General features: G+C 39.5%; 11 protein-coding genes. 10 read left to right on the plus strand and 1 reads right to left on the minus strand.

What is annotated here, in order from left to right; all coding sequences use genetic code 11:
- The first annotated feature begins 3 nt into the window (after positions 1-3).
- The 10 genes from MWU84_RS20600 to MWU84_RS20645 all read left to right on the plus strand — a co-directional run bounded on the left by MWU84_RS20600 (position 4) and on the right by MWU84_RS20645 (position 10,725).
- On the plus strand, positions 4-621 hold the full coding sequence (locus tag MWU84_RS20600; RefSeq protein ID WP_246905240.1) for a conjugal transfer protein TraK: 618 nt from the start codon (positions 4-6) through the stop codon (positions 619-621).
- Positions 611-1,573 (plus strand): conjugative transposon protein TraM, encoded by a 963-nt coding sequence (traM, locus tag MWU84_RS20605; protein WP_246905212.1) that lies wholly within the window; start codon positions 611-613, stop codon positions 1,571-1,573. Before MWU84_RS20600 ends, traM begins: the two co-directional genes overlap by 11 nt.
- On the plus strand, positions 1,570-2,373 hold the full coding sequence (locus MWU84_RS20610) for a DUF4138 domain-containing protein (RefSeq protein WP_246905215.1): 804 nt from the start codon (positions 1,570-1,572) through the stop codon (positions 2,371-2,373). The genes traM and MWU84_RS20610 overlap by 4 nt, the downstream gene beginning before the upstream one ends.
- A gap of 518 nt (positions 2,374-2,891) precedes the next feature.
- Positions 2,892-3,227, plus strand: coding sequence for a single-stranded DNA-binding protein (gene ssb, locus MWU84_RS20615; protein ID WP_246905218.1), 336 nt, complete (start codon positions 2,892-2,894; stop codon positions 3,225-3,227).
- A 68-nt stretch (positions 3,228-3,295) separates the two neighbouring features.
- Complete coding sequence (locus tag MWU84_RS20620) at positions 3,296-3,745, plus strand: JAB domain-containing protein (protein ID WP_246905220.1); 450 nt, start codon at positions 3,296-3,298, stop codon at positions 3,743-3,745.
- Positions 3,746-4,190: 445 nt separating this feature from the next.
- Complete coding sequence (locus MWU84_RS20625) at positions 4,191-4,778, plus strand: BfmA/BtgA family mobilization protein (protein ID WP_246905222.1); 588 nt, start codon at positions 4,191-4,193, stop codon at positions 4,776-4,778.
- Positions 4,741-5,775, plus strand: a complete 1,035-nt coding sequence (mobB, locus tag MWU84_RS20630) for a MobB family relaxase (RefSeq protein WP_246905224.1) — start codon at positions 4,741-4,743, stop codon at positions 5,773-5,775. Before MWU84_RS20625 ends, mobB begins: the two co-directional genes overlap by 38 nt.
- Positions 5,772-7,223, plus strand: coding sequence for a type IV secretion system DNA-binding domain-containing protein (locus tag MWU84_RS20635; RefSeq protein WP_246905226.1), 1,452 nt, complete (start codon positions 5,772-5,774; stop codon positions 7,221-7,223). The genes mobB and MWU84_RS20635 overlap by 4 nt, the downstream gene beginning before the upstream one ends.
- Positions 7,224-7,570: 347 nt before the next feature.
- The gene (locus tag MWU84_RS20640) at positions 7,571-7,978 is read left to right on the plus strand and encodes a hypothetical protein (RefSeq protein ID WP_246905229.1); all 408 of its coding nucleotides are present in this window, start codon (positions 7,571-7,573) and stop codon (positions 7,976-7,978) included.
- 128 nt (positions 7,979-8,106) lie between these two features.
- On the plus strand, positions 8,107-10,725 hold the full coding sequence (locus MWU84_RS20645; protein WP_246905233.1) for a PAS domain S-box protein: 2,619 nt from the start codon (positions 8,107-8,109) through the stop codon (positions 10,723-10,725).
- A gap of 88 nt (positions 10,726-10,813) precedes the next feature.
- Here the strand turns inward: MWU84_RS20645 and MWU84_RS20650 are convergent, their stop codons facing one another.
- Complete coding sequence (locus MWU84_RS20650) at positions 10,814-11,143, minus strand: YegP family protein (protein WP_246905235.1); 330 nt, start codon at positions 11,141-11,143, stop codon at positions 10,814-10,816.
- Between the last annotated feature and the right edge of the window lie 270 nt (positions 11,144-11,413).

Raw genomic sequence — 11,413 nt, forward strand, 5'->3', positions numbered from 1 at the left:
TATATGAAAACACCCTATAAAAATATTTACAAGGTACTTGGCCAGAATCGCTTTATGGTCCTTTCCATAGTCATCGCGGCCACGACCATCAGTGTCATTTCTCTCCTCCTGGTATTGAAACTGCATAACGATGCCATGAACAAAGCTTTTATTGTCAATACGGAAGGCCATGTCATCCCTCTAAAGTTGGTTGATCAAAAGGAGAATCTTGAGGTCGAGGCCCTGGCCCATTTGGAACTGTTCCATAACTATTTTTATGCCATTGACCCAAGTAACTACGAGAGCAATCTGGAAAAAGCCCTTTGGTTGGGCAATAGCTCCGTAGACGCCCTTTACCGTCAGAAAAAGGAAGATGGGGTATATAATCGATTGCTCCAATATTCCCTGGTGCAAAAGGTACTTTCCATAAAATCCAAAATTGTGCTTGACAGTGAACCCTATTCCTTTGAAACTAAAACGGTTTTCGAGATCAACAGGGGCTCTTCCACAGATATTTATGAACTGACCACCACTGGTAAGCTCCTTCGGGTTGATAGGAATTTTCCCAAAAATACTCATGGGTTCCTGATTATTGATTTTTTTGAAAATACCTTACGCAAATTGGACAAATATGAAAATTGAAAAGAACAAAATTGTATTTAGTTCCATACTCCTCTGCATCCTACTTTTTATTATCGCATATGCAGTACTTGTATTGGATGGGGAGCAAGGACCGGAATTGGAAGCTGATCATATTCCTGTTCCGGAAATAAGGAACGAACAGAAGATATATGATTCCAAGTTGGATGCCATCAACGATATGAAGGCGGTCAGGCCCACCCATGCGCCCAGTGTCTACGATGAAGACCTTATGGACTCCACTGGTATCTACGATCCTGAATTACTGGACAAGAAAAAAATACACTTGGTAGACAGTATTTATAAACACGGGCGTATGCAATATTCGAAAGGTAGAGGTAAAACTTTGGAAGCGGATTCTATTGTCTATTCACAAGCAGGGCATAGTAAGACCAAGAAGGTAGCGGACCATAATAAGGACAAGGAAACCGAGGTGGCCTCCAAAACACTGGCCCTGGAGCACCAACTTTTTTTCGCTTCCCACCCTATTGAAACTGTGGATTCCCGGAGTTCAGATCAAATTATTATGGTAAGGGTGGACGGCGACCAAACTGTAAAGACGGACCAACGTTTACGTATGCGCTTGATACAGGACATCAAGATCAACAACGTTCCAATTCCTAAAAATACCCGCATATATGGATTTGTCAGCTTTAAGCCAAACAGGACTTTGATACGGATTGAAAATATCGATCACCATCCAATAAAATTCAAGGCTTACGATCTTGAGGATGGATCTGAAGGAATTTATTTGAAGAACAACTTTAGGGCTGAAGCTACCAATGAGGTGGTAAACGACGTAGTTGACGATATAAATATAACCGGGATGCCCCAAATTAAAGGAGTTCGAAAGGTGTTCCAGCGAAACCGAAGGAGCTTCCGGGCCAACATATCAGACAACTACAGGCTCATCTTAAAATACGATAGAAACAATCTTAAAATTAATCTACAATGAAAATCACAATCGTCTTAATAGTCTGTACCCTCAGTCTAGGAATGTCGGCACAACAGCCCTTGGATACACTTTATGCCAATGAACAAAAAAATGTGGCCCTCTTTTTTCCAGAGCCGGTTCGCCAGGGTATCACCGGGGCACCCCATTTTGTATTCACATATAACAGGGAATCACAACAACATTTTGGGCTATTGCAGGCACATCCCGGTCCTGAAAGTAATCTGTTGGTAGTTACTTCCGGCGGGCAACTCTATTCATACATTTTAAAATACAAACCTGATTTGACCCAGCTGAATTATTTTGTTACGGAAAAGCAGAGCATCGGAAATGAAATCCCGATAAAGGAGGTCATCGATCAAAAGGAACAAAAAGTCGATTCCCTGGGAAGAACCTTAGCGTATTTAAAAAGGGCATCCGATGCCGTATTGAAGTCCCAAACGGAAAAGGTGGCATCGATACGGGTCCAGGACATACAATTGAAATTATTTCGGCCGGTCTATTATGGCTCGGAAGTGTTTCTTAAGATGGTGGTGAAAAATGCATCGGGAATCGACTTTGAAATCGATTATCTTAATGTGTATACCCTAAATGGTACCGATCGGCGCCAATCTTCCTTTCAAAATTTGCCGTTGAAGACCTTTTTCGCCTATGGGCTGCCTAAGGCTATCAAAAATGGGGAGACCAGGTCGTTTGTATATGTCCTGCCCAAGTTTGTTTTGACCTCATCGGAAAAATTGATTCTTGAACTTAGGGAACTTAAAGGAAGTAGAACCCTGCTACTGCAATCAAAACTACAGTGATCGGATCGTACCCAAATCAAATATTAAGGAGCTTTCAGACCAGGTTTGTCAGGATTCCAATATCCTAATAATCAGACCTATTTGCATTTAAATCCATCTGCCGAGTTCCTTTCGGTTGGATGATGGTATCGACCACTTCCGGATATAGGTATTTTCCAGGACTTTCTTTTGAATTCCATAGTTGTCGCCGTTTCTTTTTTCGAAGGCAAAACAACAACATTTTTGGATGTCCACACTGCATAAAGCCAGCGCTCCTCCCCCTACTGTTTATAAGTGTTCCCATCCAAAAATATTGTAATCCATCAAGCAACAAAAAAAGGTAACGACGACGGCTCTATGGAAAGTAAATCAAAATATCGAATTATGGAATCATACCAAATATCCCAAAAAGGAAGTGATCAATACCAAACCAGAGAAAACCGGCATGCCGGAAAAAAAGGAAAACACTCTGGATATAATAAGTAAATCTGTTTATCAAAATATTGTAAATCAAATGTTTAACCTTAATTTTTTTAATCATGGGAATTATTAGAAACAATGTTCAATTAATCGGTAATGTAGGACAGGAACCAACAATTGCCAATCTTGAAAATGGTAAAAAGGTCGCTCGGTTTTCTTTGGCCACCAACGTCTTCTTTAAAAACTCAAAAGGCGAAAAGCAAAAGGAAACCAATTGGCACAATATCGTCGCCTGGGGAAAGACCGCCGAAATCGTAGAAAAGTACGCCTCCAAAGGAAAGGAAATTGCCGTAACGGGGAAACTTAAAACACGTTCCTATTCCACTGATGATGGTGTTCAGCGCTTTGTCACCGAAGTGGAAGCTAGGGAAATACTCCTTATGGGAAGTAAGTAATCAACAAAAAAGAGGGTATCGCCCGAAATATCGATCCCTCTTTTATTATTAACTCTAATCATTTTATTATGAGGCACAAAGTTAACGAAATTCAGATTAGTTACAAAGGACAGGTACGGTCTCCTTTCTGGCAAATAATTGGATGCTCAAAAGATGCCGCAAACATTTTATACGAGCAGTGGAACAAGAACACCATCGCGGTTCAGGAATGCTTTAAGGTGGTATTGCTCAACAACAGCAACAAGGTGAAGGGGATCTACAATCTTTCACAAGGTGGTATTACCGGTACCTTGGTAGACCTAAGGATTCTCTTTGCCGTTGCCCTTAAATCCCTTTCGGTGGCCATTATCCTCAGTCATAACCATCCCAGCGGAAAATTGAAGGCAAGCGAGGCGGATATACAATTGACCAATAAAATCAAAAAGGCCGCGGAACTTTTGGATATTAAAGTATTGGACCATTTGATTATTGCACCGGATGGGGATTACCTCAGTTTTTCGGATAACGGTCTTATCTGATAAGACCGGAACATTCCAAATTGTTAAATCAAATACAATAGGACCCTTACATTTTGTACAGGGTCCTTTTTATGACTGGCTTTTTTCTGGACCAGTTTTTTCATTTCGATTTTTTTGATATCAGAACAGAGTATTTGACCTTATTCCTTATTTCCTTTTTATATGGGAATAGTTTAACTTTTATAAACGGAAAACAGGCCATTATTGCCTAGATGGTAGCAATGCAAAGGGAGCATTTCTTTTGATCGTTTTGGCAGTTGGTTCGAAATTTTTGTATCCCCAGGGCGTACAAAAAGGAGAAGCAAGAGGATAACACGCCAAGGCGGTGTTATTATAGTTAATATCCTGATAATCAATTTAATAAATGTTTTAGATTAAATCAAAACCTTAATATTTAATGTAAATCCTTTGGGAGCCCCCGTTAATGGACAGATTTTTACAGTAAATGGAACCTCTTCATAATAAAACATACCACTTTTCAGCAATCAGCATCAAAACAGGTATTGCCGCCCGATTTAGGAAGTTTTCCAAAAAGGTAGGTCGTTCCCATTCCGAAGCCCTGGAATCCATGATGAACTTTTTTGAATGGAACGACATATCCCCCAATGCTTCCCTAGGTCCCAATATGACCAGTATGGAGAACAGGCTCAAAAAACGCATAAACGCCTTGGTGGCCATCATTAAAAATATAGAAAAGTACCAGACCAAACCGACCAACGCCATGCTGGAACTGCTCTTTCAGGAAGATAAGGGACGATCAAATGACAATCAAGAAGAGATCATTTTTGAAACTCCTCCCCTGATCACAGAAAATGAGGAACTGGACTATTACCGTAAACAATATGACCAAATGCGGGAGCAATTCCAGCTGGTAAAAACGGACCTGCAAAGATTGTGCGACGCTATCGTTTTTGTCAAGAGCAGTTTTGGAAGCGGATATTTGAAGCTGCAGATGACCCAGGAGGAATTCAAGAATTTCATCAATACTTCACCATATGTACATCACCATAACAAAACAAAAGATGGACGGTAATTTTGGCCAGAGTGTCGCCGATTTCGTGGCATACCTGGAAAAGGAAAATGAACAAAGGTCCATGGACGATCAAGAACACTTCTTTAACCAGTTCGATTCAGTGGTGGCTACCGATGAAGTTGTCCAGGAAATCGACGGGAATACGGCAAAACTCAAAAAGAATGAACCCAAGTTCTATTCCATTACCGTAAATCCGAGTGCCTATGAACTGAAACGTTTGCAAAACAGCTCCGAAGATCTTAAACGTTTCACGGTTGAACTTATGAAAGAGTATGCCGCCTGCTTTAACCGGGAAATTAATGGAAGAGCAGTATCACTGGACGATATTAAATTCTTTGCCAAAATAGAACATCAACGCACTTTTAAAGGTACGGACTGGCAGGTAAGGGAAAATCAACCCTACGCCACAAAAATACTGGAGCTTAAAAACCAAATTGGAAGGATTGACCAGGGAAAGGCTCAGGGCAACATCCGCAATCTGAACAAACAAATATCCCGATTGGAAAGGGAGGCACCTCACCAACAGAACGGGAAACGAATCGTACAGGGCATGTCCAAGGAAGGACCCCAAACTCATGTACATATTATTGTGAGCCGTAAGGATATGTCCAATAAATATAGCCTTTCCCCAGGGAGTAAATACAAAAATTCCGAAACCGTCTTTAATGGTAAATCCGTAAAACGCGGCTTTGATAGGGATAGGTTCTACACCGTTTCCGAAAAGACTTTCGATAGACTTTTTGGTTACCACCGAAACTATGCAGAAACCTATCAGGCCAGAAAAACATTTATCAATAACCCTAAACTCTATTTCTCTACCCTGTCCGGACTTCCTACCAACGAAAAAAGCATCGCTTTTAATATCCTTCGGAAAGCAGGTGTGGATTATTCCATGTTGAACATTCCTACCAATAAGGTTCAACTGGCCCTTAAGACCATACAAAGGTTGAAGCGCGGACTTGACAAGGCCGTTCAGTCTGGCACCATTGGCATATGACCACGGAATGGGCACATATTGTTCTTGTGATTGTCATACCCATACTTTTTATTTCCACCTTCCTCTATGTCTATTTGGACAAAGGGACGGGACCTAAGGATGAAAAATATCAGGTACATTTTAGGCTACGGCAGGGTAAATTTAATATCGACAATATAAAACGTGGGGCATCCGTGATCGGTGCGGCAGGAAGCGGTAAGACCGAAAGTGTCATCTACAATTTTCTACAACATTTTAGCGCACATAACTTTTGTGGCATCCTTCACGACTATAAGAATTTTGAACTTACTGAAATGGCCTATCCCCTATTTAAGGACAACGACAAAGTGAAATTCTATACAATAGCCTTCGATCAGATCCATTATCGGGTGAATCCCATCGCACCCAGATATCTCCACAATGAGGAAAGTGTCAACGAAATTTCAAAAGTATTGATGGAAAACCTTTTGGAAATGAACGAATCCAATACCAATAGCACCACAAAATTTTTTAACGATGCCGTGGAAGGCCTGATGGCCGGCCTGATATGGAAACTAAAAACAACCTACCCGCAATTCTGTACCCTCCCCCATTTGATTGCCATTTTTCAAACTATGGATACCAGAACAATGGCGGCTTTCCTAGCCTCCGACCTCACCTCAAAAGGTATGGCCAGTGCCTTTATCAACGGGATGGACTCGGAGAGGCAAACCGCTGGGGTAAGGAGCACCTTGGCCAACGCCCTCAAGAAAATTAGTTCCCGACAATTATTTATGGTACTATCAAAAGATGAAGTACCGCTCAATATCAACAATGATGAAAACCCGGCCGTGATTTCCCTGGTGAACCATCCCAAATATGAATCGGCCTTCTCCCCTATCATCGCAGCCGTTTTGCATACCGTAATAAAGGAAATGAGCGTGAGGCACCAAAAACCGTCCTTTCTGCTTATGGAGGAAGCGCCTACACTAAGACTGCCCAATATGCACCGTATCCCGGCTACCCTGCGCAGTTATGATATAGCAACTGTTTACGTTATGCAGGACAAGGTCCAAAATGAAATTCTTTATGGGGACAAGATCAGTAGGGCCATTTTGAGCAACCTCTCCTATCAGTTCTTTGGAAAGGTGAACGACCCCGATACCGCTAAATACTATGAGCGCTTCTTTGAAATCGTCCGTAAGGAGACCACCAGTGTCAACCGTGGTCATAACCTCAATTTTGATACCCGCATTACCACTGGGGAAAAGGAAGTAGCCAAAAGACGTGCGGATCAATTCTTTAGGCTTCAACAAGGTGAGTTTATTGCCTTTGCAGATGGAAAGGATACTAAGGTGCAATTTAAACTGCAGCATATCCTAAGGGAAGTACCTCGAAATGAACGAGAGTTTTCGGATGAAGATTTGCGACTGAATTTCGAGAAGATCCATAGGGAAGCACGAGCTATAAACCGAATTAAGAAAGAATAGTTCAAATATTCCTAATGTATTTATTTCAAACTTCTATTGGGCTCAGCCCTATAGGCACTAAAAAACATCAACGTACAATTGTTGCTCCGACGTCCAAGGTAATTCATTTATGGTCATCTAAACTACCTTACTCTTAGTGAGCTGTAAGTATCCAAGGTAAATGCTAAATCCAGTTCCAGGATGTTATCATTATGGTTGTCCATGAAGTAAATAAGTGGTATTCAATTATATACAAACTGCAATTTTTGAAAATCACAAAAACCAACAAAATTGTTTGAATTAAAGAGAATAAAAAACCAAATTAGCAGTTAAAGAATAATACCCAAATCTAATAGAATCTTAACCCAATGCGCAAAAAAAATGTATTATTGATAGAAAACTGTGTTCTAGATACCATATTGATCAGTGATTCCTTGCAACAAAATGACGAATTGTGTAATATCCATTTATTTGAAGATGGTTTTGAAGCTGTTGTGCAAATTGAAAACATGCTATCTTCTCAAAACGGTAATGTGCCTGATCTTATCGTGGCTAATGAGGAACTAATTGTAATCAATGGAATAAATATTTTATCCAAAATAAAGAATCTAGGCCATTTCTTTATTCCCGTTATTATTTTGACCTCTAATGGAACTGAGGAAAAGCCTCATTTCATCCAAGGTACCTGTTGCTATATGAACAAACCTCTGGAGGTAAGGGAATTTATCGGAGTTTTCAAGGAAATAAAACACTATTGGCTGACACTGGCCAATTAGTGCCTAGTATTCTATGGCTCGACCTGATAGATACGGGATTGTTATAAATTGAATGCCGCAACTGGTTCCCTTTATTTTAATTTCCCATGGGATCGAGCACGTTTTTTTAATGAAGTTATAAGATTTAAATGTTTGAAAATAGAATTGAATTTTTGCCCAGTTACAAAATTTTGGAGTTGTCCGAGGATGATTTGAACGATGTTTGTGATTTGGCTAAATTCATAGTTGATTCCGACACAGCCAAGGTTGCTCTGTTGAAATTAACCAAAGTCCAAGAAGAACTGCTCGAGCTGGATTCTTCGAGGTCCAAAATTGAAAATCTATTAGGCGATTTTTTTTGTACCGACACCGCTGACTATTTCTTAATCGATGATTTTAACCATAAGAAAATCTTGAATACTAGCGGGGATCATTGCCACAAATACCCCAAGTTTGTTTGGATTGCTACATTACCGGAATCCATAGGTGACGGTCAAGAAATTATTTGTATATATGATGATATACCTAAAAAATTGGTGGATAAACAAATCCGAGCTTTAAAAAGCTTGGTAAACCAATCGGGTTCTCTCATTACTTTTCAACAAAAACAGACCAAGCTTGATTTTCATAAAACTTTTGTGGACAATAAAAACATTACTATTGGCAACTATCTAGAAGCCAATGGGACAGGTCTCTGGCATTTGGATCTGAACTCGATGAATTTAACGCTCGGGTCTATGTCCCTTGAAATTTTAGGATACCAAAGGGAAGAGCTAGAAATTCGGACCCTGGCCGATTGGATCGATTTAGTGTATTATTTTGATCAGGAAAAATTTATTGAGAGGTTTGGGAATTGGTCCAACAACAATTTTTTAGAGGAAGAATTGGAGTGCAGAATGGTCCATAAATCTGGGGAAATTGTTTTCTTAAATATTAAAATTAGTGAATCAAGGATAAATGATAAGGCTGTATTAACCGAAATAGAAGGGGAAATCCAGGATATTACCACCCAAAAGAAGGTTTGGGAGCAGATCGACCTGATAAATCCAGGTTATACGTCAGTTATACAAGCTGGCTATAATTGGTTGACCATAGTGGATATTAATGGAAACTATATTTATGTAAATAAGGCATTGGAAAAGGCTCTGGGATATTCATCCGAGGAGTTGATCGGCCAAAATATTTTTAGTTTTGTCCATGAATCGGATAATGGAAAAGCAGCAAATCATTTTTCAAAATTTATCAATAACAAACCTTTCGTTTCCAAACCATTTAGATTTAGGCACAAGAACGGTTCCTGGAAGTGGATTGAGATTTTGATGATCGATCTGTACGAGGATCCTATGATTCAAGGTATTGTCATTAACGCCCGGGATATAACTGAAAGGGTACTGATTAATAAGGAAATTAAAGCTTCTGAAGAAAAACACCGCTTACTTTTTAGTACGAGTCCCTTCCCCAAATACATTCTAGAACCGAATAGTTTCAAAATTGTAGATGTCAACGATGCCATGTTGCAGTTCTATGGCTATACTAGAGAAGAGTTGCTGGCGATGACCGCAAAAGATCTAAGGCCTAGTGAAGAGATAGATAAACTAGTGCAGGGCGTCAAAGCCTTTCAATTTCAGACTGGGACCATTAAATCCGGAATATACACCCATAAAAAGAAAGACGGGGAATTGGTAAAAATGGAAATTGTTGGACAGCCCTTGGTCTTGGATGAAACTAAATGTATTCTGGTCACGTGTAGTGACGTAACCGATAGGGAAGCATATTTAAATAACCTTAAACAATCGGAACTTAAGCTCAAGAGTGCAACTACAATTGCGAAACTGGGCTATTGGAGTGTTGATCCGGTTGATTTATCCTTTGTTTGTTCAGAGGAGTTTTATAAAATTTGGGGAAGAAATCCAGAAACTTTTAACTTCAGTTTTGAAACTTTGATAGACACCATCCATCCTGAAGACAAGGAGCTACTGACAAGTGAAAATGCTAAGGCCATTTCACAAAAAAGGAAGTATGAGGTTGTCTATAGGATTATGCTGCCGGACAACTCTGTAAAATGGATACAGCATGTCGGGCAACCTATCAATAGAGCCGATGGTAATTATACAAAACTTGAGGGCACCGTTCAGGACATCACAGATTTGAAGTCGACCCAATTGCAAATTGAAAAAACCAATGAAGAAAAGAACAACATCCTCGAGAGTATCGGTGATGCCTTTATTTCTGTGGACCATAATTGGACGGTTACATATTGGAACAGCGTTGCAGAGAAAGTATTGAAGGTGGAAAGGGATGAAATTATGGGCAAGAACTTGTGGAACGTAATGGAAAACCACATCGATTCCAAAGCATTTCTGAAATACTATAAATCGATATATTCTGGAAATACGATCTACTTTCAAGATTATTTCTCTAGTTTCAATAAATGGTTGGAGGTCAGTGCCTACCCCTCGGAAAACAACTTGTCATTGTACATTAGGGATATTAGCGATAAACAACACAATGAGTTTGCCATTCAAAAACAAAATGACAAACTAAGGGAAATAGCATGGACGCAATCCCATGTCGTTAGAGCTCCTTTAGCACGATTGATGGGTATAGTGGATTTGTTCCGTGAAGGTTTGATCGATGAGAACGAAAAAAAACTGATGCTCGATCATATATATTCCTCCGCAATCGAACTGGACGTTATTATACAGGAAATTGTATCCAAATCCCAATCGGTAATTGCAAGTCCACGAAATACTAATGGATATCCCTAAGTGCCATAATAACAAAGGAAAGGTCAAATGGTACTGCCTTTTTTTGATATACCTAGGTACTAGGTAATATTGAATATTTCTATTGAAATTAAGTATTATCCACAACGGATGCCTCTGGTGCATTTTTCATTACTGATGCAATGCCATTTTCCATGGCCGAAGTACTGGAATACATCTCGCTTGAACCGATTACCTGACCATTTGTAGCCTTTAGGTTAAAGTAAGGACTGCCATCCTTGGCGGTCTTTCTTTCGTATTTACCATCATCCTGAGAGTTTTTTCTAACGGAAGAAATACCATTCTCGCATGAAGTTTTGGTAGTATAAGCTTCACTGCTAAGAATTACTTGACCATTCGAGGCCTTTAAATTAAATCTAAACTGATCAGACTTGTCTTTTTTAATTTCAAATTTTCCCATTGTAAAAGTTTGTTGAATTGAACGTGTGTTCATAATTTCTAAAGCAACAATTTAAAGATTTTTTTTTTCTATAGGAACGATATATTATTTCAATGAAATTATTAATGCGTTCCGACATGGTAATGGTCTTATTACAAATAGTTCTTGGTCATCCTGTTAAGGCCTTGGCAGGTACTGTCCAATAATTCCGAATACTCGCTACAAAATATTTGGACTTGAATTTGCTATCTGTCCTTTTCTGCAATTTTTAAAATATTGAAGTTTCTTACT

Origin of the sequence: Arenibacter sp. F20364, from assembly GCF_023015905.1 — a bacterium.
Lineage (GTDB): Bacteria > Bacteroidota > Bacteroidia > Flavobacteriales > Flavobacteriaceae > Arenibacter.